A 21,041-nucleotide genomic window follows, 5' to 3' on the forward strand; every position below is an offset into this window, starting at 1 on the left:
GGGGCCGCGGCTCCCGGCGCCGTGAGCCGGCCGCCCGGGAAGAAGCCCGCCGCCCTCAGCTCGCGCAGGGAACCCCGTACGGCGTCCGCGACGAACTCGATGTCGCCGTCCGAGTGGGCGGTGGACAGGAAGAAGTTGCGCCACTCCCACACGTGCACGCCGCGCAGCATCAGATGGTAGTAGAGCAGCTCCATGTCGGCCCGGTGCTCGAAGCGGAACTGGGAGCCGAAGTGGCTCATCCGCAGCGGGAACTCCTCGGCCTCGAAGAAGGCGTTGAGCGTCGCGGCCAGTTCGGCGGTCCGCGCGTTGAGCCTTTCCTGCAGGCGCGGGCTGTGCTCCTTGAGGTGGGCCAGCACCGCGCGGGCGGCGACCATCGACACCGGGTGCTGGAGGTAGGTGCCGCCGAAGAACGTGGTGTCGACGGACGGGCGGCTGTCGTCGCCGTACGTCCAGTGGCCGCCGTCGACGCCGTCCATGATGTCGGCGCGGCCGGCGACGGCCCCGATGGGGAAGCCGCCGCCGAGCACCTTGCCGTAGGTGGCGAGATCCGGTGTGACGCCGTACAGCTCCTGTGCGCCGCGCAGGGCGGGGCGGAAACCGGTCAGCATCTCGTCGAACAGCAGGACGATGCCGTGGCGGCGGGTCAGTTCCCGCAGCTTCCTGACGAACTCGACCGGTTGCAGCGAGGGGTGCCTGCTCTGCACCGGCTCCACGACGACCGCGGCGATCCGGGCGGCGTGCCGTTCGATCGCCTCCAGGGCGCTGTCGCTGCCGTAGTCGAGCACCAGCAGATCGGTGACCGCGCTGTGCGGGACGCCCCGGGAGACGGGCACGGCGCCCCGGTCCGTGCCGTCGCCCGCGGGGCGGCCGAGGACGTTGTCGGCATGGCCGTGGTAGGCGCCGAGGAAGGTGACGATCGTGTCGCGGCCGGTGGCGGCCCTGGCCAGGCGGATGGCCGCGGAGTTCGCCTCCGTGCCGGAGTTGGCGAAGGCCACCCGCTCCAGGCCGGTCAGTTCGGTGAGCAGCTCGGCCGCCTCGCCGGTCTCGCGGGTGCGGGGGCCGAGCTGGATGCCCCGGGACAGGTGCTCGCGGACGGCCTCGCCGACGAAGGCGGGTTCGTGGCCGAAGAGCAGGACGCCGAAGCCCATGGTGATGTCGACGTACTCGTTGCCGTCGACGTCCTCCAGCCGCGCCCCGCTCGCCCGGCGGCCCGCCAGCGGGTACAGCATCTCCTTGGTGGCGCTGCGGAAGCCGACGACGGCCCGGCTGTCGGCCAGGACGCGGCGGTAGCGCTGGGCCAGCCGCTTGGAGGTCGGGGTCTTGGCGGTGTAGCGGCGCACGAGGTCGTCCAGGTGCTCCCGCTGGGAGTGCGGGGAGGCTTCCTGGACCATGCCGGCGGTGTGCGGGACCGTGACGCGCGGGCCGTGGACGCGGGGCGGCTCGGCGGGCGGTTCCTGCGCCGGGGTCCCGCCGTCGATCTGCCGGGTGATGCGCTGCGAGAGTTCCGTCATGGCCGCCAGGTCCCGGTCCAGGGCGGCGGCGACGTCGCCGAGCCCGCTCACCCGGCCACCTTGCCGTTGAGCCGCTGCGCGGCCGAAGCGGTCTGGAGCGAGAGCAGCTGGGACAGCTGGGACATCATCTGCAGCTGTATCCGGGACATCTGGTGGAGTTTCTCGGCGAGATCCCGCAGTTCCTCGCGGGTGGCGTACGCGGGGGCGGCGGGGTCCGGAGGGGACGGCGGCTGCGGCGCGCCGGGTTCCGGCACCGGGGCCGCCCCGGCCCCCGGAGCGGGAGGTGCCGGCTCCCCCGCCGGCTCGGGACGTGCCGCCTCCACCGCCGGCTCGGGACGTGCCGCCTCCGCCATCGGCTCGGGACGCACCGCCCCCGCCGCCGGGCCGGGAGGTGCCGCCTCCGCCGCCGGCATCCGCGCGGCGACGAGTTCCGCGAGCCGGCCCGGCGTACCCGCCTCGTCGAACAGTTCCCGCATCGTCAGCTTCACCTGGAACCCCTGCTCCAGCTCGCGCAGCACGCTGATCATCTGCAGGGAGTCGGCGCCGAGGTCGAAGAAGGACGTGTCGCCGGCCACCGCCGACGGGTCGATGCCGAGATGCCGGGCGGTCGACTCGACGATGCTCTGGAGTACCCGCGCCACCACTGCCTCTTGCTGTACCACTTCGGCTCCGTTTCTCGCTGGTGTTCCGGTGCGCGGAGCCGTCGGCTCCGGCCCTGTCCAGTGCTTCTGGTGCTGGAATCGGTATCCGGGCAGCGGGATCCGCCGCCCCCCGCAGCCGGCCAGGAAGACCCGCCAGTCGATGTCCGCCCCCGCGCAGTGCAGCCCCGCCGCGGCCCCCCAGAGCGCGTCGAGCCCGGCGCCGCGCCGCAGGGACGGCAGCGCCCGCACCCCGGGCAGCGCCCGGCGCGCCAGTCCGCTGAGGGTGGTGTGCGGCCCGATCTCCAGCAGGACGTCGGGCCGTCGCCCGCCGACGGCGCGCAGTGCCTGGTCGTAGCGGACCGGGCGGCGGGTGTGCCGCAGGAGGTGGCCGGGGTCCGGGAGCCAGCCGGGCGGGCGGACCTCCCCGTCCACGGCGCTGACGAACGGGATCCGCACCGGCCGGAGGGTCACCTCGCCGAGTACGGCCCGGAACTCCGCCAGCACCGGTTCCATCAGGGCGGTGTGGAAGGCGTGCGTCACCGGCAGCCGGTGCCCCGGGATGCCGCGTTCCTCCAGCAGGGCGCACAGCCGGTCGACGGCCGCGACGGGCCCGGCGAGCACCTGGGCCCGCTCCCCGTTGGTCACGGCCAGTTCCAGGCCGGGCACCTCGGCGGCCAGGGCGAGGGCGGACTCCCGGTCGAGAGGGACCGCGGCCATCGCGCCGGGGGCGCAGTGCCGCCGCATCAGCCGGCCGCGCAGGGCGGTGAGGCGCAGGCCGTCGTCGAGCGAGAGGGCTCCGGCCGCGTACAGCGCCGCGTACTCGCCCGCGCTGTGCCCGGTCACGACGTCCGGGGTGACACCGGCGTCGCGCCACAGCCGTACGAGGGCGCACTGCAGCGCGAACAGCGCGGGCTGTGCGACGTCGGTGTGCGGCGCGGACGGCGGGTCCTGCCCCGGCGTCCCGTCCCCGAGCGGCCCGGCGAGCAGCGAGCCGCCCGTGAGGTCGCGGTAGTGGCCCTCGCAGGTGTCGAGCACGTCCCGGACCGCGGAGAACCGCGTGCGCAGGGCGTCGGCCGTGCCGGTGTACGGGCTGCCCTGCCCGGTGAACTGGAACGCCACGCGCACGGCGCCCTCCGGGGGTGCCGTGCCCCGGGTCACCGCGCCCGCGGCGGTGCCCGCGAGCCAGGTGTCGAGGGCGTCGGCGAGCGCGGCCGGGGTGGCGCCGCGGACGGCGAGCCGGTGGCGGCGGTGGGTGCGGCCGAGGGCGGCGGTGGTGACGAGGTCCGCCGGACGCGTGCCGGGCCGCTCCCGCAGCCGGTCGCGCAGTGCCCGGGCGTTGTCGGCGAGGGCCTGCTCGTCGCTGCCGGAGACCAGCAGCACGTCCGGCGGGGAGGCGGTGCCGGTGCGGGGCGCGGGTTCGGGGGCCTGTTCCAGGATCAGGTGGACGTTGGTGCCGCCGACGCCGAGCGAGGTGAGGCCCGCGCGGCGCGGCGTGTCGCTCCCGGGCCAGGGCGAGGCGGCGCGGGGGATGTAGAACGGGCTGTGGTCCAGGTCGAGCGCGGGGTTGGGCTCGCTGAAGTTCGCCATGGGCGGGATGACGCCGTGTTTCAGGACCAGCAGGGCCTTGACCAGGCCGGCCAGCCCGGAGGCCACGTCGAGGTGGCCGATGTTGGCCTTGACCGAGCCGAGGGCGCAGTAACCGGTGCGGTCGGTGTCCTCGCGGTAGGCGGCGCTGGCGCCGGCGAACTCGATCGGGTCGCCCTTGAGGGTGCCGGTGCCGTGGGTCTCCAGGTAGCCGATGGTGTCCGCGCCGACGCCCGCCCGCTCCAGCGCCCGGCGGATGGCCGCGCGCTGGCCGCGCGCGCTGGGCGCGCTGAACGCCCGCTTGTCGGCGCCGTCGTTGCCGACGCCCCAGCCGAGGATCACCCCGTGGACGGTGTCGCCGTCGGCGACGGCCCGCTCCAGCCGCTTCAGCACGACGGCCACGACTCCCGTGCCGCCGACCGTGCCGTCGGCGGCGGCGTCGAAGGCCCGCAGGCGGCCGGTCCTGGACAGGATCGAGCCCTTGACGTGGCGGTAGCCGAGGATCTGCGGCACATGGACGGCGGTGGCGCCGGCCAGGGCGATGTCGCAGTCGCCCAGGAGCAGCGACTGCGCGGCCAGCTGCACGGCGACCAGGGAGCTGGAGCAGGCGGTCTGGACACCGACGGCGGGTCCGGTGAGGCCGAGCCGGTGGGCGACGCGGGTGGCGGTGAAGTCGGTGTGGTTCCCGACCGTGATCTGCATCCCCGCCATCCAGTCGGTGACGGCCTGGCTGGGCAGGACGTTGTTGAGGAGGTAGTGCTGCAGGGTGTACAGGTGGTAGCCGGTACTGGCGTAGACGCCGACGCGGGTGCCGTCCCGCTCGTCCGGGTAGCCCGCGTTCTCCAGGGCGTGCTGGGCGCACTCCAGGAACATCCGCTGCTGGGGATCGGTGAGCTGGGCCTCGCGGGCGCTCATCCCGAAGTGCCGGGCGTCGAATCCGGCGATGTCGCGCAGCACTCCGGAAGCGCCGACGAAGTCCTCCGCCCGGTATTGCTCGGCCGGGACGCCGGCCGCGGCCAGCTCGTCCTGCGTGAAGCGGGTGACGCAGTCCGCGCCGTCGCGGATGACGCGCCAGAACTCCTCGGGGGTGTCGGCGCCGGGCAGCCGGAAGGCCAGGCCGATCACGGCCATCCTCGGGTCGGGTGTGCGCGCGCTCATCGGCCGTGGCCCTCCGTCGCGGTCGGCACGTCCCGCCCGGCCGGGTCCCGGCCGGGCGGTTCCCCGCCCGGCGGAGCCGGTGTGCGGCCCCGGGCGGTCAGCACCAGGAGCAGGACGAGGCACAGCGCGATGGCGAGTCCGTGCAGAAGGGCCACCACCCGCAGCGGCGAGAAGGCCTCCAGCAGCGCTCCGCTGAGCAGCATGCCGAGGCCGAAACCGGTGTTCTCGGCCGAGGCGGAGAGCCCGAAGAGACGGCCCCGCTGGTCGTCGGGCGCGGTCTGGAGCCGCGAGACGTAGACGGTCTCGGTGAAGCCGTCGGCGGCGCCGGCGACCAGCGCGGCGACGATGGTCACCGCGGTGGGCAGCCCGCTGAAGACCACGATGAACCCCGCCGACATCACGCAGGCCCCCAGCGCGAAGGCACGTTCGCCCGGTGTCCTGCCGGTCGCCCGGACGAAGCGTCCCAGCAGGTGCTGGGCGACGATGTTGCCGATCGCCCAGGTGGCCCAGAACTGGCTGATGAACGTGGCCGGATGGCCGGGGTCCAGCTCGGCGGAGTGGACCGGCAGGGCGACGTTGTGGGACGAGGAGCCGAGCCCGTCCACCGCCCGGATCGCGATCATGGCCATCAGCAGCGGGGCCGTTCCCAGCAGGGTCCGGGTGGCCCACCGCGCCGCGGCGGGGGAACGCGCCGGGCCGGTGTCCGCGTCCCGGGCCGCCCTGGTGCGGACGGGCAGCAGGGACAGGACCGTCGCGGAGACCAGGAAGGAGGCGATGTCCAGCACGAGCGCCGCGGAGTAGCCGAGTCGCGCGACCACCACGCCCGACGAGGCGAAGCCGGCGATCATGGCGAGCGAGCGGCCGGTGACCAGCAGGCCGTTGGCGCGGGTCCGCTGCTCGGTGCCGACGATCTCCGGGATGCTGCTGCGCAGGGCCACCTGGGACAGGGTGGAGCAGCCGCCGGCGACCACGGCGAGCGCGTAGAGCAGCGCGACCCGGGCGCCGTCCGGGGCCAGCAGCAGTGCGCACAGCGCCACGGCCTGGCACAGGTCGGCGCCGACCATCAGGCGCTTGCGGTCGTACGTCGAGACGAGGCGGCCGCTGACGACTCCCGACACGACGCTCGTGGCCAGCCGGACGGCCATGAAGAGGCCGGCGGCGAGTGCGCTGCGCGTGATGTCGTAGACGAAGACGTTCAGCGCCACCATGTTCAGGTAACTGCCGTACGCCGAGATGCCGTTGCCCGCGACGAGCAGACGGAAATACCTCATGCACCTTCCCCTGGTCCGCGTGAAGGAGGTGGACCGACGCAGGGCGGAAAGGCCTGACTCACCTGCTCAGTGGCCACACGAAACCATTCCCCCCAAAGAACAGCCGAGCAGGAGGCGTCAATTCGGTCGAATTCGGTTGCAAACGGTGGTCGAATGGTGCCGATCGGTGCGTCAGCCAAGCAGATGTCGCCACACTCGTTCAAGACTGCGAGCAGGGCGCGACGGCATCCGGCCGCGGATTTGGCGATATCGCAGCACCCGGCGGAGGAACGACCGGATTTCCCGCACCGCCCACTCGCCGGAATTCATTCCATTGCCGTGCCGACGGGACGGATCGCGAGATTTCCGGCGGGAAATGACCGGCCCGCCACCGGCACGCGCCCGCCCGGCGGGCGCCCCCCGGACGCGGACGTCGGCGGCCGCGGCCCCGGCGGCGGTCGGCCCCGGTGCGCCGGACGGGGCGCGCACGACGAGGCGCGCACGACGAGGCGCGCACGACGAGGCGCGCACGACGGAGCACGGACCCGGACGGCGACCGGCCCGGCCGCGTGCGCGCCGGGCCCGTACGCGAAGCCGTCAGCGGACGAGGCGGGGAACCGGGGGGCCGCGCTCCGCCGGCCCGCACCGGCCGCAGCCGGCTCCTGTCCGGTCCGGGACGGACTCGCCGCCGGGGCCGGCCGCTCCCCCGCCCCGCCGCGCGTCCGCCTCCTTCCGGGACCGGGGCCCCTTTGGCGGGCCCGCGCGCCGGGCGGCGCGGCGCCACGACGCCCCGGCGGGAGCCCCGCGCCCGCGGCATCACGCGCCGATCCGGGCGACGGCGTCCGCGCGGCTGCCGCCGCGCCGGTGTGCAGGTCTCGTGACGGTCCGCAAGTACACCTTCGGGCAAGTCAGTTGTGCATATGCTCCTGATAAGATCACTGCAACTTTCAAGGCTGACGGCGTGCCATGAACGCGTACGGGGGACAGTCTCTAAGGCCCCATCGCTAAGGAGTTGAAGCTTGTCCACCTCCCGGTCCGCGGCTGTTCACGGCCCGGACCCCTCGTCACGGTTTGACGAGCCGCACACACTCCTGCGCGATGCGACTTGAAGAGAGTCTCATGACGTCATTGATCCAGGATCCACTGTTGTGGATCTTGCTTGTGGTGCTCGTCGCTGCGGTGGTCGCAGTGTCACGGGCCCGGAGAACCAACATGGCTCTCCGCAGAACGAAGACCGGGCTGGAAACAGCCCTGAGCGAGGCCGAGAACCGGCTCGGCGAACTCCAGGGCCGGATCGCCGCGCTGAACGAACAGCACCAGCGTGACCTGGCGGACGTACGGGCGGACGCGGAGTCCGCGACCAAGGCCGTGCTGAAGTCCGCGATGGGAACCCTGCAGTCCCTCGCCGAGGAGCAGCAGGTCCTCCTGGACGGTCTGCTGAAGAAGTACGGCGACGACACCGAGGTCCTGGCCGACCTGATGTCGGTCGACCACACCGGCAGCCAGTTCAGCCGCCGTGCCAAGGGCATCTCCGTGCTGTGCGGCGGATGGCTGGGCCGGCGCGAGCGGTCCGCCACCGTCTACGACGTGGCCCGCAGCGCGCAGGGCCGCATCAAGGGCTTCAACCGGGTCAACGTCCACTCCCAGGTCAACGTGTCCATCTCCAGCAGGGCCGTCGAGCCCCTGGCGGTCGTGCTCGCCGAGCTCCTGGACAACGCGACCAACTTCAGTGCCCCCGGCACGCCGGTCGAGGTCAACATCCAGGCCGTGCCGACGGGCGTGTGCTTCATCGTGGACGACGCCGGTCTCGGCATGGACCAGGAGACCAAGGACCGGGCGGCGGCGCTGCTGTCCGCCGACGGCCCGATCGACATCACCAGTCTCGGCGACCCGCCCCGGTTCGGGTTCGCGGTGTGCGGCGACCTCGCCGCCCGCTACGGCTTCTCCGTCTCCGTCGGCTCGGTGTCCCCCTACGGCGGAGTGCGTGCTGTGATCCGTGTACCGGAAAGTCTCCTCGCGGCCGATGGCCCCGCGCCCGCCGCCGACGGCCAGGACGCCGCCGGCCAGGAGCCGGCCGCCCAGAAGCTGGCCGCCGTACCGGTCGGTCCCTCGCACGTGGTGGGCACGACGTCCGGCGGACTGCCCAAGCGCCGGCGGCGCCAGGGCCCCATCGCGGTGGTGCCGCCACCCGACCCCGCGCCCGCCGGCGACGAGCAGACGTCCCAGCCGGCCAGCGAGGTGACGGCATCACGGATCGGGGCGTTCGCCCGCGGAACCCAGCTCGGGCGGACCACGAACACCACGGAAGGACCTGACCACAAGTGAACACCGACCTGTCGTGGGTGCTGAACGACGTACTGGAGGTGCGTGGCGCCCGGCACGCCATCCTCGTCTCCGGCGACGGCCTGCTGCTGCAGCGCTCGGACGACATCTCCCGGGACGACGCGGAGACCAACGCCGCCGCGATGAGCTCGATGCAGTCGCTGAGCCGGGCCGTCGCGCCCTTCGTGGGAGCGGGTCACGGCATCTGGAAGCAGACGCTGCTGGAGTACGACGGCGGCTGGATCTTCCTCATCGCCGCCGGGCAGGGCTCGTACCTGGCCGTCTCGGCCGCGCTGGACGTCGACATGGAGGCCATGTCGTTCCGGATGCAGAAGACGGTGACCGCCCTGAGCAAGGCGATGAGTGTGGCGCCGCGCTCCGACAACGGTGCCCACGCATGACGACGCCCGGCGAGGAAGCGTCCGTCACCAGCGACTTCGTTCGCTCGTACGTCATCACCGGCGGCCGCAGTCTGCCGGCCGCGGACGATCTGGCGCTGCACACCCTGGTCACCCTGGCTCCCGAGCGGACGCTTCCGCTGGGAGCCGGTCCCGAGGTCAAGGCGATCTGGAACCTGTGCGCGGGGGGCTACCTGTCGGTCGCCGAGGTGGCCGGCCACCTGGGCCTGCCGGTGGGAGTGGCCCGGTTGCTGCTGACCGATTTATTCGAACAGGGGCATCTGCTGCGCCGCGCGGAGCCGCCCCGGGCGCAGAACGTTGACAGAGCGACCCTTGAGAAGGTTCTGAATGGTCTCCAATCCCTCATCGGCTGAGACGGCCCGTCCATCCATCTACGTCTCCAGCGCGGTGACCAACGCCGCGAAGATCCTGGTCGTCGGGCACTTCGCCGTGGGCAAGACGACCTTCATCGGCTCGCTGTCGGAGATCACCCCGCTGCGCACCGAGGAGAAGATGACGCAGGCGTCGCTCCACGTGGACGACCTGCGCGGCGTGGCGGACAAGACCACCACCACCGTCGCTCTGGACTTCGGCCGGCTGACCCTCAGCGACGAACTCGTCCTGTACCTGTTCGGCACGCCGGGACAGCAGCGCTTCATGCAGCTGTGGGAGGACATGGCCCGCGGCGCCCTGGGAGCGCTGCTGCTGGTCGACCCCGCGCGGCTGGAGGAGACGTTCCCCGTCATCGACCTCGTCGAGCGGTACGGCCTCGAGTACGCCATCGCCGTCAACACGTTCGAGGGGGGCAAGTCGTACGAGGAACAGGAAGTGCGCGAGGCTCTCGACCTGCTGCCGGACACCCCCGTCGTCTACTGCGACGCCCGCGACCGGCAGTCCTCCGCCCGGGCACTGATCGCGCTGGTGCGGCACCTGCTCGACCACGCAGCCTGACTCGCCCCCCCCCGCCGGGCCGGCCGGCCCGGAACCAGCAGAAGGACTTTCATGGACCCTCAGACAGTCTCCGCCCCCGCGGGCGGCAGATGCCCCCTGCACGACGCCGCGTTCGCCGCCGACCCCCAGCAGGTCTACGACCGGCTGCGCGCCCACGGCCCGGCCGCGCCGGTCGAACTGGCGCCCGGCGTCGAGGCGACGTTGGTGGTCGGCCACGAGACGGCGCTGCGCGTGCTGCAGAACTCCTCCCTCTTCGCCCGCGACGCCCGCCGCTGGAAGGCCCTCAACGAGGGCCGCATCAGCATGGACAGCCCGGTGCTGCCGATGATGGCGTACCGGCCCAACTGCCTGTTCACCGACGGCGCGGTGCACCTGCGGCTGCGCAAGGCGGTCACGGACAGCCTCGCCCGGCTCAACATGACCCGCATCCGCCGCGACGTCGAGCCGATCGCCGACTACCTCATCGACCGGTTCAGCGAGCGGGGCCGCGCCGATCTCCTCAACGACTACGCCAAGCTGCTGCCGCTGCTGCTGTTCAACAAGCTCTTCGGCTGCCCGGCGGACATCGGCGACACCCTCACCGCCTCGATGTCGGCGATCTTCGACGGCCGGGACGCCCTGCGCGCCAACGAGGAACTCACCGCCTGCCTGATGGAGCTGATCGCCCTCAAGCGCCGCCAGCCCGGTGACGACGTCACGTCGTGGCTGATCGAGCACCCCGCCGGGCTGACCGACGAGGAGCTCAAGGACCAGCTGGTCATGCTGATGGGGGCGGGCGTCGAACCCGAACGCAACCTGATCGGCAACGCCCTGCTCCTGCTGCTGTCGCCGAGCACCGGCGCCCGCCACAGCATGCTGATCGAGGAGGCCCTCGACCACGTGCTGTGGAACCAGACGCCGATCGCCAACTACGCCACCCACTACCCCGTCCAGGACGTGGACCTCGGCGGTGTCGTGGCCGAGGCCAACACCCCGGTCGTCATCAGCTTCGCCGGGGCCAACAGCGACCCGGCGCTCGCCGAGGCCCGCCAGAACCACAGCAGGGGCGCCCACCTGGCGTGGGGGGCCGGCCCGCACGCCTGCCCGGCCAAGGACCCGGCGACGGTCATCGCGACCACCGCGATCGAGCGGGTCCTCAACGCCCTGCCGGACATGACGCTGGCCGTGCCGGAGCAGGAGCTGCAGTGGCGGCCGGGCCCCTTCCACCGGGCCCTGGTCGCCCTGCCCGTGGCCTTCAGCGCCGCGCCGGCCACCCGCATGGCCACCGCCCTTCAGACCCGGGCCGCCTCCGCCACCGCGGAGCAGCCCCGCCCCGCCCCCGCCCCGGCCGCATCCGCACGGCAGGAGCCGGCGAAGAAGAAGGGTTTCTGGAGCAGCTTCCTCGACGTCTTCCGCGTCTGAGCCGCCGTCCGGGACGTCACGGGAGACACCTCACGGAGGATCATCCGAATCATCGGTTGATACGTCATGTGACAATGGCAACACACGGAGGCGCATGACGGAGGAGAGGGGAAGGGTAGATTCCGGCGGTAACGGTAGCGCCCAGCCAAAAGGAGCTTCGCGTGACCGCCGTTGGCGACATACGCGGCACCACCACCGACCGCCGAGCCGTCATCTCCCTCCTCCGTCGTCTGCGCTCCCCCGAGGGACAGGCCGACCCCCTTCCCGTCTGGGCGGAGCTGCGCGCACTGGGAGACGTCGTGCCCGCCCCCTGGGGCGGTTACTTCGTCACCGGGTTCGATGTCTGCAACCAGGTCCTGCGCGGCAGGAACTGGCTCGTGCCCGACTTCGCCTGGCAGGAGCGCCAGCCCGACACGGAGCGCTGGCACGCCCCCGCCACACGTGAGATGACCCGTACTCTCTCCCGTCTGAACGCACCCGCCCACACCTGTCAGCGACGCGCGCTGGGCAACCCCTTCGACCGGCGCACCCTGGAGGCGATGCGGCCCCAGATCGCCGGCCACGTCTCCCGGCTCCTCGACGACCTGGACAAGGAGCTGCACGAGTACGGCGAGGCCGACTTCGTCACCACCGTCAGCGAACAGCTCCCCCTCCACACCGTCGGCCGGTGGCTCGCCATCGACCCCGGGCACTATCCGCACATCCTGGACTTCACCCACCGGCAGGTGCACGCCCAGGAACTGCTGCCCACCAAGAGCGAACTGGCCGTCTCGGCCCAGGCCACGCTGGAGATGCGGGCCTTCTTCACACAGCTGATCCGCGACCGCCGGGCACGGCCTGGCAACGATGTCCTCACGGGCTGGATCCACCACTGGGACGCCCGGTACCCCGACGACCGCGCCGCCGCCGACCAGGTGCTCTACGACCTGACCATGTTCGTCACCATCGCCTCGCTGGAGACGACGGCGACCCTGCTGAGCAACATGGTGTGGTTCCTGACCCGGGACCCCGCCCGGGCCGACTGGCTGCGCCGGAACCCCGGGCACCTGGACGACGCGATCGACGAGACCCTGCGCTACGACCCCCCGATCCACCTCAACTCCCGGGTCGCCGCGGACGACACCGTCCTGGCCGGTGTGCCCATCGCCAAGGACGCCGTCGTCCACGTCCTCTACGGAGCCGCCAACCACGATCCCCGGCGCAACGAGAACCCCCACGTCTTCGACATCCGCCGCAACGGCGGCCACCTCACCTTCGGCGGCGGCGCCCACTACTGCCTGGGGGCGGCCCTGGCCCGGCTGGAAGCCCGTGAGCTGCTCACCCAGTTGCTGAAACGGTTCAGCACCCTGCGGCCGACCGCGCCCCCGACCTACGCGAACCGTATGGTCTTCCGCCGTGTGACCTCCCTGAAAGTGACGACATGACAGTCCTGTCCCTCACGGCCCAGCCGGCCGACCGGATACTCAAGACCCTGCGCGTCTACCGGCAGGGTCCGGTCCTCACCATCGAGCTGAACGTCCCGGAGCAGGGCAACGTCGTCACCGACGCCATGCTGGACGACCTCCTGACGGTCTTCCAGGAACAGGATCCGGAGGTGCGGGTCGTGGTCCTCGCCGGCGCCGGCGAGGACTTCTGCCTGGGCGGGGACCGCGGCGAGTTCGCCCAGCACCTCGCCGACGACCCCACCGGCAGCGGCATCCGGCTCTCCGGGACCAAGGCCCGTCGCGTGTGCGACGCCCTCGCCTCGAATCCCGCCGTCACCATCGCCCGGGTCCACGGCAGGGCCGTCGGAGCGGGGCTCGCCCTGGCCCTTGCCTGCGATCTGCGGGTCGGCGCCGACAGCGCGACCTTCCGCCTGCCCGAACTCGCCCTCGGGCTGCCCGCCGCGTGGGGCGGCCTGCTGCCGCGCCTGATCAACGAGGCCGGTGCCGCCCGGGTCCGCGAACTCGTCCTCACCGGCCGGGTCTTCACCGCGCAGGAGGCCGAGGCCCTGTCCGTCCTGCAGAAAGTGGTGCCCGCCCGGGAACTCGACGCCGCCGTCACCGCCTGGGCCAAACCCGTACTGCGACGCCCGCCGGCAGCGCTCCGCGTCACCAAGACGCTGTTCGGCTCACTGACCGCCGCCACCCGCCTCGCCGACGTCTCGGCCCTGGACGCCGAGCTGATGGCGTCGGTCGTGGCCGAACTGCACCACACCCGCGGACGCGGACGCACCGCGTGACGTGCCCGCCCGAGGCACGGCGGCGACGTCCCACAGGGCCGGCGCCCCGCGCCCGCCGGAGGCCAGGCCCCGCGTCGCCCGCCGCGGGCTGCCGGGCCCTCGCCGAGGCGCCGCGGCCGTCCGGGCCTCCGGGGCCGGTGACGTGGGGTCCCGCGGCGTACGCCCGGGGGCGGGCCGGCTCTCCGCCCGCGTGCCGGACGGGGCCGCCGCGGCGCCCGGCGGGGGCGGTTCAGCTCGCCGCGCTCAGGGACCACCGGGGGGCGCTGCCGGTGAGCCGGCAGATGACGAGGTACAGCGGTATCGGCGGCGTGTAGGGCTCGCCGGCTTCCGGGGCGTGGATCAGGTGGGGACGGCCGGGGCCGGGCTTCGGGCGGGTGGAGGTCCAGGAGGGGTCGGCGAGGTGGGCGCCGACCGCGTAGCCGGTGCTCGGGGGCCAGGTGACGCCGATCTGCGATCCTGCGGGGACGATCCACCACCAGCGCAGGTCGTCGGCGAAGACGCAGCCGACCCGCGGCAGCCGTTCCATGATGCGCCCCCCGAGTTCGCGGGGCGTGCCCACGGCGTCGTAGCCGAGGCTGGCGGACAGGTGCGGGGGGAGCGGCAGACGTCCGCAGCGGCCGTCCGGGTCGGGCACGGGACGCGGCGAGCCGAGGTCAGGGGTGTGCGGTCGGTGCATGGGGTGTGGGTCCTTCGGCCGAGTGGGGGGTGGGCCGGGTGGGGGGCGTGGTCGGCGGGGGAAGGGCCGGGGAGGTTCCGGCCGGCTTCGGGCCGGCCGGCGGCGGGCCGGCCGGTTCCGGACTCCGGGTACCGGCCGCCGGGGGTGCCGCCGGCTCCGCGCCGCGCGGGCCGGCCGGCAGTTCGGCCCAGACGGTGCGCCCGGAACCGTGCGGGGTGTCCACGGTTCCCCAGGCGCTGCTGAGCGTTTCGACCAGGAGGAGTCCGCGTCCGCTCTGGTCGTCGCAGCCCGGCTGCCGGAGTTCCGGAAGCGTGGGGCCGCGGTTCTGCTGCTCCACCTCGATGCGGAGCCGGTCCCCGGCGGTGTGCAGCCGGAGGACGACGCGGTCGCCGGCCGCGTGGGTGAGCGCGTTGGTGACCAGCTCGGAGAGGATCAGGACAGCGTTGTCGCACGTGTCGCCGGGCACGCCCCACGCGGTCAGCAGTCCGCGTACGTGCCGGCGCGCCGGGCCGACCGAGGCCGGGGTCGCCGGCAGGCCGACGACATGGGCCGTGCGGGGAGGCCGGGCCCCGGAGGCGAGGAGGTCGGGGCCGCCCGGCCCGGGGAGTCGACCGGTGTCCTCGCCCCCGGGCGGTCGGGGGGAGCGGGTGGTCCCCTCCGGCCGGGCGGGCGGCTCGGCCCGGCGCAGCCGGGCCGGTTGCCCGGCCCCCGCCGGTCGTGCGGGCTGTCGGACTGTGGGCAGGCGGTTCAGCGGCTGAGGGAGGGAGGGCGGAGCCATCGCCGTACGCCTTTCGTCTGCCTGCGCATCATGCCGATGCCGATGCCGTGGCCGGCCTGTCGCGCGGGGCGCGGTCCGGTCTCCCCCGACCGGGCCGCGCCGTCTGGTTCCTGGGCGGGCCGGTACGGCAGGCCCACTGTGGCACCTGCCGACAACGCCCCGCAACCTGCAAGTTGAAATTTGCAAACCTCGAGGTGCATGCTGCTTCCGCCGGGGAGCGATCCATCGGGAAGCGACCCGCCGGTCCGCGGAAAGCGCCGGCCGTGTCAGACTGCGTCCCGGCGGACCGACGGGGTGAGGGGGCGAGGTGTGACCGCGCAGGACGACTGGGGCGGCGCCCCCGCCGTCCTGCGCATGATCCTTGGCAAGCAGCTGGAGGAGATGCGCACCCGGGCCGGGCTGACGTACGAGCAGGCGGGCGCGGCCATCGGGGTCAGCCACTCCACGATCCGCCGGATGGAGGCCGCCAAGGTGGCCCGGCTGCGGCTGGCGGACGCCGAGAAGCTGCTCCGGGTCTACGGTGTGACGGACCAGCAGGAGATCGACACCTTCCTGAAGTCGGTCCGCGAGGCCAACAAGCGCGGCTGGTGGCACACCTACCGCGATGTGATGCCGGACTGGTTCGCCGCGTATCTGAGCCTGGAACAGGCGGCGCTGCAGATCCGCGCGTACGAGAACCAGTTCGTCCACGGGCTGCTGCAGACGGAGGCGTACGCGCGCGCCCTGCTGGGCGCGGGCAATCCGCACGCGTCCGAGGAGGCGACCGAGCGCCGGGTCGCGCTGCGCATGCGGCGCCAGGAGCTGCTGTCGCGCCGGACGCCGCCACGGGTGTGGGTCGTGATGGACGAGACGGTGCTCAGGTGGCCGGTGGGCGGGGCCGCCGTGATGCGCGCGCAGATCGACCACCTGATCGAGGTGAACACGCTGCCGCACGTCACCCTGCAGATCATGCCGTTCGCCAACGGCCCGCACCCGGCCATGCGGGCCGGCGCCTTCCACCTCTTCCGGTTCCGGGCCCGCGAACTGCCCGACATCGTCTACCTCAGCGGGCTGGTGGGCGCCGTGTACCTCGACAAGAGCGACGACGTCGTGGTGTACCGCGAGGCCCTGGACCGGCTGGGCGCCCAGGCGGCGCCCGCCCGCAGGACCGAGGCCCTCCTCGGCGCGATCCGCAGGGACCTGTGACATGCGCCGCCCCGCGCGCGACGGTGTGCCGGCCCGGGGCCCGTGCGGCCGCGGTCCGGGCCGTGGGGGGACCGCCGGGGAACCCGGCGGTCCGCCCGATCGTCGACTTCCCCGAACTGCCCGAGCGTTCACTCACCCGACGACCTGAATGGGAGGGGCGGCGTTGCCCGACAACGGATGGCCGGCCGACCGCATCGACACCGAGCACGCGCATTCCGCGCGCATCTACGACTACATCCTCGGCGGCAAGGACTACTACCCCGCCGACCAGGAGGCGGGCGACGCCATGGCGCGGGAGTGGCCCGCGCTGCCGGTCCACATGCGCGCCAACCGGGACTTCATGAACCGGGCGGTGCGCTATCTGGCCGAGGAGGCGGGCATACGCCAGTTCCTCGACATCGGCACCGGCATCCCCACCTCCCCGAACCTGCACGAGATCGCCCAGCGGGCGGCCCCCGCGTCACGGGTCGTGTACGTCGACAACGACCCCATCGTGCTCACCCTCTCCCAGGGTCTGCTGGCCAGCGGGCCCGAGGGGAGGACGGCGTACATCGAGGCCGACTTCCGCGACCCGGAGGCGATCCTGGGCGCCCCCGAGTTCGGCGAGACCCTCGACCTGAGCCGGCCGGTGGGCCTCACCGTGATCGCGATCGTCCACTTCGTCCTGGACGAGGACGACGCGGTGGGCATCGTCCGGCGTCTGCTGGACCCGCTGCCCTCGGGCAGCTACCTGGCGATGTCCATCGGCACCGCCGAGTTCGCGCCCGAGGAGGTCGGGCGGGTCGCCCGGGAGTACGCGGCCCGCGGCATGCCGATGCGGCTGCGGACGTACCCCGAGGCCGAGGAGTTCTTCGAGGGGCTCGAACTCGTCGAGCCCGGCATCGTCCAGGTCCACAAGTGGCGCCCGGACGGCACGGGTGAGCAGGGCATCCGCGACGAGGACATCGCCATGTACGGGGCGGTCGCCCGCAAGCCGTGACCGCGGCGGCGCCGGGGCGGCCCGCGCGGTCCCGCCGCGGGGCCGGCGGGTCCGGTCCGCCCGTCCGGCCGCGGCCGTCGCGCCCGGTTCGCGGCGGGCTTCGAGGCCGGCCCTGCCCGGCTCACCGGTCGCGGTCACCGGTGCGGCGCCGGCCGAGGCCCGTCGTGATCGTCCCGATGCCGCGCAGGGCCCCCGTCGCGCCGTTCCCGACGGCCTCGAACACCGCCCGGCAGGGGGCGCGGGGGTGTGGTGCACGATCAGCGAAGTGGCCACGCCCGGCTCCCTGCCGTGCCGCCGCCGCCCACCGCAGGCGGGGTCCCGCGCGGCGTTGTCGGCCGCCGCCGGGGATGCGACGATGCCCCGCACGGGCACACCGCGACGGAAGGACGGATCTTGGCGGACGAGGATCACGGGCAGCGGGCGGCGGCGGTCTTCGACGCGCTCGGGCTGACGTACGAGAAGGCGTTCGGCGACTCGGCGGCGCACCGGGAGTCGCTGGAGTGGCTGCTCGGGCGGCTCGCGCCCGGCAGCCGGGTGCTGGACGTCGGCAGCGGGACGGGCCGGCCCACGGCCGCGGCGCTCGCCGCGGCGGGCCACGAGGTGCTGGGCGTGGACGTCTCCCCGGTCATGGTGGACCTCGCCGCCCGGCAGGTGCCCGGCGCGCGGTTCCGCCGGGCCGACATCCGCGACGTCCCGCTGGAGGACGGCTCGTTCGACGCGGTCTGCGTGTACTTCTCGTTGCTGCAGATGTCCCGCGCGCAGCAGGCGGACGTCCTGCGGCGCCTGGCGCGGGCGCTGCGGCCGGGCGGCGTCCTGGTGCTCGCCACCGTGCCCCTGGACGTGGAGGACGTCGAGGCCGTCTTCATGGGACAGCCCGTCCGGGTGACCAGCTTCGCCGCCGAGGACGTGGTGGCCCTGGTGCGGGCGGCGGGCCTCACCGTGCTGTCCGAGCGGTCCGTGACGTTCATCCCGGCGCACCCCGAGGCCGTCCCCGAACCGCAGTTGTTCCTGTGCTGCCGCCGCGAGAAGGCCGTGCCGGCCGGCTGACGGCTCAGGCGTCCGCCGCGCAGCAGCCGCCGCCCCGGCCCGCCGGGGGCGCGGCGGTGTCGAGGCGGCAGAAGCAGGACGCCTCGATCGGTACGTCCGCCCGGGCGGCGGCGAGCTTCAGCTGCTGGGCGACGATCCGTGCCTCGCCCTCCTCGCCCCGGCGGAGCAGGCACTCGTGGAGGCCGTGCAGCGCCCAGACGTTGCCGGGGTGCTGCAGGGCGCGCGGCAGGGTGTCGTCGAGCCCCAGGTCGGCCCGGTAGACCGCCTCGGCCTCGGCGATCCGCCCCTGTTCCAGGAGCAGGGCCCCGTAGGCGTGCCGGGTGGGCTGCATCCAGCCCCACGGCTCGTCGTAGGGGAGGCCGTCGTCCAGCGCGACCGACCGCTCCAGCGCGGCGAAGGCCGCCTCGTGGTCGCCCTCGCGGTAGGCGAGTTCGCCGTCGAGCATCGCGGAGGCGATCGCGAGGATGTCGGCGCAGGTGTTGTTGAACAGCGTCCGTGTCCGCTGCACGCGCGCGGCCGCCTCGCGGAACAGCCGCCGCTCCTCCTCCGCCTCGGCGATCCGGCCGGTCGCCGCGAGGGCGACGCCGCGGCCGTAGCGCAGCATCGCCGTGGTCACGCTGTAGAGCTCCGGGTCGGCGGGCAGCGGGGTGCGCAGGACGTCGGCCCAGCGGCCGAAGCGGATCAGCACGTGCACCCGCATGGCGAGGAAGGCCTCCAGCCAGTCGGCCATGGGCGGGCTCTGCACGCGCAGCAGCTCCTCGGGGACGGCCGCCGCGAGCCGGTCCGCGGCCTCCAGGGCGGTCCGGTACCGGCCGAGGAACATCGCGCCGTAGATCTTGAAGTGGTGGTTGTGCGCCCGGTACAGGGTGTAGAAGTTCATCGCCCCGGTGCGCGCGTGGACCTTCTCGTCGGCGGCGATCGCGTCGCTGTTGGCGGCCACCACCGCGTGGTAGTCGCCGCAGAGCACGTCCAGGTGCGAGGGCATGTGCAGCAGGTGTCCGGCGTCGGGGACCAGGCCCCGCAGCCGGTCGGCGACGGGCAGGGCCGTCTCGGGCGTCGGGGACATCTCCATCAGGTGGATGTACAGGTGCAGGACGCCGGGGTGCCGCTCCCCCGCCTGCGTGCCGAGCACCCGGTCGAGGACGGCCCTGGCCTCCGGCGTGCGGGCGCCCTCGGCCGGCTCGCCGGTCCGCAGGTCCCACAGCCGCCAGGGGGTGAGGTTCATCAGCGCGTCGGCGTACAGGGCGGCGATGTCGGGGTCGTCGGGGGCGAGGGCGTGGACGGCGCGCATGCCGTCGGCGTACGGCGCGTTCCACACCGAGCAGTCCTCGACCGCCGCCGCCTGCGGGTAGCGGGCGCGCAGCGCGCCGATCAGGGCGCGCTCGACGGGTGTGCCGGCCGCCTGCGCCTTCTCTTGGGCGCGTTCCACGGCGGTGTGGGTGCGCGCCACGGTGCGCGCCAGGTCCTGGCCGTCGAAGGACTCCCACGGCTTGTTGTAGTTGGGGCCGAGCGCGTAGGCGATGCCCCAGTGGGCCATGGCGCAGTCGGGGTCGGCCGCGGCGGCGGTCTCGAAGCAGGCGACGGCCTCCTCGTGGTGGAAGGCGTACGTCCAGACCAGTCCGCGGTCGAACCACAGCTGGGCCTCGGGGGACGAGGTCGTCACCGGCCGGCTGTGGGTGCCGAGGTCGTAGTAGTCCATGTCTGTCTCCCCAATCCGCCCCGGGCCCCGGGGCGGGCGTGCGGCCCCCGGCAGCGACGGTACCGGTGCCGGCCGCAGGCAGGACGGAGGACCCGGCGAGCCGGAGGACCCGGGGCGTGGCCTCGGCCCGGTGGAGGGCGCGGACCGCTCCGGACGCGGGCCCGGCCGCCGGGGCCGGCCGCCGCGTCGGCGGTCGTGCGCGTGCCCGCGGGGGAGGAATCCCCCTCGCGCGGGGGGCGTTGCCGCGCTCAGGCGTCCCGTACGGCCTTGCCGAGCTGCTCCTCCACGTCGTACCGCGGCTGTCCGCGCTCCTTGGCGTACTCGGCCACCGCGCTCTGGGCGTCCCGGTCGAGGTCGCGCCAGGCCCGGACGGCGGTCTCGTAGGTGTGGGCCTGGCGCCTGGTCCAGGTCTGCTGGGTGGGCGGTCCGTAGGACTGGCGCAGTTCCTCGACACGGTTGTGCGCCTGGTCGGCCGCGCGCCGCTTCGCCACGAGCTCTTCCCATGTGTGAGCCACACAGAAGAGCGTAGGGAGGAGCGGCCCGTTCCGCGCGTCGAGTCCTCGCCGGAGCTCAGCACGGGCCGCCGGCGGGGGCGTACCGCCAGGGCTCCGGCCCGGTGCCCTCGCTCCACGCCCGCAGGGCCCGCCCGTCGACGCATACGATGCCGCACTGCTCGGCGTACTCGACGGCCGGGGCGGTGAAGTCGCTGGTGGTGACGACCACGGCGACGTCGGCCCCGTGGACGGTGAAGCAGGTGCCGCCGAAGCGCTGGAGGTCCTGGGAGCCGACGCGGTTGCCGTCGCCGTAGCGCTTGCACTGGATGACGACGCGCCGCCCGTCCGGGGTCACCGCCAGGACGTCGGCGCCGAGGTCACCGGCTCCGCCGACGACCTCGGCCCGCGGGCACCCGTCCCGCAGGCACAGCGCGGCTATCGCCTGCTCGAACTCGTCCGGGTCCAGCGCGTCGTACGCGACGGGGACGGCGGCGAGAACGGCGGTGGGCTCCGGGGCGGCGCCGGGGACGGTGCCCGCCGCGCGGGCGGCCCCGGCGGACTCGACGGGGTCCGCGGGACCGGCCGGTCCGGCGGGCGGCACGGGCCCGGTCGCGGCCGCCGGAGATCCGGCGGGTACCGGTCCGGGCGCCGCCGGGGCCCGGAGTTCGCCCGCCGCCTCCCGCGCGGCCTCGTCGAGGGCGGCACCGGCGCGGCGGGCGGCGCGGGCGAGGGACCAGCGGCGGCGG

18 protein-coding genes are annotated in these 21,041 nt (G+C 73.9%); 10 read left to right on the top strand and 8 right to left on the bottom strand.

All coding sequences use genetic code 11. The features are described 5' to 3' along the window. From ABD363_RS30230 to ABD363_RS30240, 3 genes are all read right to left on the bottom strand, one after another. A partial coding sequence (locus tag ABD363_RS30230; protein ID WP_425578041.1) for an aspartate aminotransferase family protein occupies positions 1 to 1,511 on the bottom strand: 1,511 nt, incomplete at its 3' end. A gap of 47 nt (positions 1,512 to 1,558) precedes the next feature. Next, positions 1,559 to 4,894 carry a type I polyketide synthase gene (locus tag ABD363_RS30235; protein ID WP_344609332.1) on the bottom strand — a complete coding sequence of 1,112 codons (3,336 nt, stop codon included), beginning with the start codon at positions 4,892 to 4,894 and terminating at the stop codon, positions 1,559 to 1,561. Then, a complete protein-coding gene (locus ABD363_RS30240; RefSeq protein WP_344609334.1) occupies positions 4,891 to 6,165 on the bottom strand; it encodes an MFS transporter in 1,275 nt (424 codons plus the stop codon). The genes ABD363_RS30235 and ABD363_RS30240 overlap by 4 nt, the downstream gene beginning before the upstream one ends. Before the next feature lie 1,098 nt (positions 6,166 to 7,263). On the opposite strand from ABD363_RS30240, the gene ABD363_RS30245 reads away from it, so the two are divergent. The 7 genes from ABD363_RS30245 (at position 7,264) to ABD363_RS30275 (ending at position 13,437) form a co-directional block, all read left to right on the top strand. Next, positions 7,264 to 8,469 (top strand): ATP-binding protein, encoded by a 1,206-nt coding sequence (locus tag ABD363_RS30245; protein WP_344609336.1) that lies wholly within the window; start codon positions 7,264 to 7,266, stop codon positions 8,467 to 8,469. After that, positions 8,466 to 8,867, top strand: coding sequence for a roadblock/LC7 domain-containing protein (locus tag ABD363_RS30250; RefSeq protein ID WP_344609338.1), 402 nt, complete (start codon positions 8,466 to 8,468; stop codon positions 8,865 to 8,867). Before ABD363_RS30245 ends, ABD363_RS30250 begins: the two co-directional genes overlap by 4 nt. Further along, a complete protein-coding gene (locus tag ABD363_RS30255) occupies positions 8,864 to 9,238 on the top strand; it encodes a DUF742 domain-containing protein (protein WP_344609340.1) in 375 nt (124 codons plus the stop codon). Before ABD363_RS30250 ends, ABD363_RS30255 begins: the two co-directional genes overlap by 4 nt. After that, entirely contained in the window at positions 9,213 to 9,815 is a 603-nt protein-coding gene (locus ABD363_RS30260; RefSeq protein ID WP_344609342.1) for a GTP-binding protein, read from the top strand. The genes ABD363_RS30255 and ABD363_RS30260 overlap by 26 nt, the downstream gene beginning before the upstream one ends. A gap of 51 nt (positions 9,816 to 9,866) precedes the next feature. Continuing rightward, on the top strand, positions 9,867 to 11,216 hold the full coding sequence (locus ABD363_RS30265; RefSeq protein WP_344609344.1) for a cytochrome P450 family protein: 1,350 nt from the start codon (positions 9,867 to 9,869) through the stop codon (positions 11,214 to 11,216). A gap of 161 nt (positions 11,217 to 11,377) precedes the next feature. After that, positions 11,378 to 12,640: a cytochrome P450 gene (locus ABD363_RS30270; protein ID WP_344609346.1), complete on the top strand. Its 1,263-nt coding sequence runs from the start codon at positions 11,378 to 11,380 to the stop codon at positions 12,638 to 12,640. Next, positions 12,637 to 13,437: an enoyl-CoA hydratase/isomerase family protein gene (locus ABD363_RS30275; RefSeq protein ID WP_344609348.1), complete on the top strand. Its 801-nt coding sequence runs from the start codon at positions 12,637 to 12,639 to the stop codon at positions 13,435 to 13,437. Before ABD363_RS30270 ends, ABD363_RS30275 begins: the two co-directional genes overlap by 4 nt. 229 nt (positions 13,438 to 13,666) lie before the next feature. Here the strand turns inward: ABD363_RS30275 and ABD363_RS30280 are convergent, their stop codons facing one another. After that, positions 13,667 to 14,113, bottom strand: a complete 447-nt coding sequence (locus ABD363_RS30280; protein ID WP_344609350.1) for a hypothetical protein — start codon at positions 14,111 to 14,113, stop codon at positions 13,667 to 13,669. Then, positions 14,091 to 14,891 (bottom strand): ATP-binding protein, encoded by an 801-nt coding sequence (locus ABD363_RS30285; protein WP_425578040.1) that lies wholly within the window; start codon positions 14,889 to 14,891, stop codon positions 14,091 to 14,093. The genes ABD363_RS30280 and ABD363_RS30285 overlap by 23 nt, the downstream gene beginning before the upstream one ends. Before the next feature lie 309 nt (positions 14,892 to 15,200). Between ABD363_RS30285 and ABD363_RS30290 the strand changes: the two genes are divergently transcribed. From ABD363_RS30290 to ABD363_RS30300, 3 genes are all read left to right on the top strand, one after another. Continuing rightward, positions 15,201 to 16,076 carry a helix-turn-helix domain-containing protein gene (locus ABD363_RS30290; protein ID WP_344609353.1) on the top strand — a complete coding sequence of 292 codons (876 nt, stop codon included), beginning with the start codon at positions 15,201 to 15,203 and terminating at the stop codon, positions 16,074 to 16,076. A 163-nt stretch (positions 16,077 to 16,239) separates the two neighbouring features. Then, positions 16,240 to 17,055 carry an SAM-dependent methyltransferase gene (locus ABD363_RS30295; protein WP_344609355.1) on the top strand — a complete coding sequence of 272 codons (816 nt, stop codon included), beginning with the start codon at positions 16,240 to 16,242 and terminating at the stop codon, positions 17,053 to 17,055. 393 nt (positions 17,056 to 17,448) lie between these two features. After that, on the top strand, positions 17,449 to 18,102 hold the full coding sequence (locus tag ABD363_RS30300; protein ID WP_344609357.1) for a class I SAM-dependent methyltransferase: 654 nt from the start codon (positions 17,449 to 17,451) through the stop codon (positions 18,100 to 18,102). 4 nt (positions 18,103 to 18,106) lie between these two features. On the opposite strand, the gene ABD363_RS30305 is transcribed toward ABD363_RS30300, so the two are convergent. The 3 genes from ABD363_RS30305 to ABD363_RS30315 all read right to left on the bottom strand — a co-directional run. After that, positions 18,107 to 19,801: a hypothetical protein gene (locus tag ABD363_RS30305; RefSeq protein ID WP_344609359.1), complete on the bottom strand. Its 1,695-nt coding sequence runs from the start codon at positions 19,799 to 19,801 to the stop codon at positions 18,107 to 18,109. A 248-nt stretch (positions 19,802 to 20,049) separates the two neighbouring features. Then, on the bottom strand, positions 20,050 to 20,316 hold the full coding sequence (locus ABD363_RS30310; protein ID WP_344609360.1) for a hypothetical protein: 267 nt from the start codon (positions 20,314 to 20,316) through the stop codon (positions 20,050 to 20,052). Positions 20,317 to 20,371: 55 nt separating this feature from the next. Then, a partial coding sequence (locus ABD363_RS30315) for a restriction endonuclease (protein ID WP_344609362.1) occupies positions 20,372 to 21,041 on the bottom strand: 670 nt, incomplete at its 5' end.

The organism is Streptomyces glaucus (assembly GCF_039533365.1).
GTDB lineage: Bacteria > Actinomycetota > Actinomycetes > Streptomycetales > Streptomycetaceae > Streptomyces > Streptomyces glaucus.

Excerpts from the sequence above, each read along its gene's own strand:
- ABD363_RS30260 (WP_344609342.1), top strand. The coding sequence starts at position 9,213 with ATGGTCTCCAATCCCTCATCGGCTGAGACGGCCCGTCCATCCATCTAC.
- ABD363_RS30235 (WP_344609332.1), bottom strand. The coding sequence starts at position 4,894 with ATGAGCGCGCGCACACCCGACCCGAGGATGGCCGTGATCGGCCTGGCC.
- ABD363_RS30240 (WP_344609334.1), bottom strand. The coding sequence starts at position 6,165 with ATGAGGTATTTCCGTCTGCTCGTCGCGGGCAACGGCATCTCGGCGTAC.
- ABD363_RS30265 (WP_344609344.1), top strand. The coding sequence starts at position 9,867 with ATGGACCCTCAGACAGTCTCCGCCCCCGCGGGCGGCAGATGCCCCCTG.
- ABD363_RS30275 (WP_344609348.1), top strand. The coding sequence starts at position 12,637 with ATGACAGTCCTGTCCCTCACGGCCCAGCCGGCCGACCGGATACTCAAG.
- ABD363_RS30305 (WP_344609359.1), bottom strand. The coding sequence starts at position 19,801 with ATGGACTACTACGACCTCGGCACCCACAGCCGGCCGGTGACGACCTCG.
- ABD363_RS30255 (WP_344609340.1), top strand. The coding sequence starts at position 8,864 with ATGACGACGCCCGGCGAGGAAGCGTCCGTCACCAGCGACTTCGTTCGC.
- ABD363_RS30245 (WP_344609336.1), top strand. The coding sequence starts at position 7,264 with ATGACGTCATTGATCCAGGATCCACTGTTGTGGATCTTGCTTGTGGTG.
- ABD363_RS30285 (WP_425578040.1), bottom strand. The coding sequence starts at position 14,891 with ATGGCTCCGCCCTCCCTCCCTCAGCCGCTGAACCGCCTGCCCACAGTC.
- ABD363_RS30280 (WP_344609350.1), bottom strand. The coding sequence starts at position 14,113 with ATGCACCGACCGCACACCCCTGACCTCGGCTCGCCGCGTCCCGTGCCC.